Raw genomic sequence first — 478 nt, forward strand, 5'->3', positions numbered from 1 at the left:
TGTGGTGGGGATGGTGACGGTGCCCTGGTAGATGCCGTCTTGGGCGGTACCCGAGATGCGGGTCATCTCACCAAAGCCAAGCGTTTGGGTGGTGTCGTCAGAAGACAGGATCATGGCCGGCGCGAGGGCGCCGGTGGCGTCGGTGACGCGGGCAGTCACGACTACTTCCTGAGAACCGCCAGCAACGTCAACAGTTGTAGGTGTGAAGTCGAACTCCGACAACACCGGTGCCTCAGTATCAGCGGGGGTGTTGGTGATTGTGAGTTTGGTGGGGTGCTCGTGGAATGTGGAGTCGTCGTTGCCGAGAGAGTCCTCCAGTGGGTAGATCTTGACGGTCCAGTCACCGGTCGCGGCTGTGGTGGGGATGGTGACGGTGCCCTGGTAGATGCCGTCTTGGGCGGTACCCGAGATGCGGGTCATCTCACCAAAGCCAAGCGTTTGGGTGGTGTCGTCAGAAGACAGGATCATGGTGGGTGCC

At 60.9% G+C, this 478-nt stretch carries 1 protein-coding gene; it reads right to left on the reverse strand.

What is annotated here, in order from left to right; genetic code table 11:
* On the reverse strand, positions 1–478 hold a 478-nt coding region (locus FOJ82_RS16375), incomplete at both ends, for a hypothetical protein (protein ID WP_221933207.1).

The organism is Tessaracoccus rhinocerotis (assembly GCF_007197885.1).
GTDB classification, from domain to species: domain Bacteria; phylum Actinomycetota; class Actinomycetes; order Propionibacteriales; family Propionibacteriaceae; genus Arachnia; species Arachnia rhinocerotis.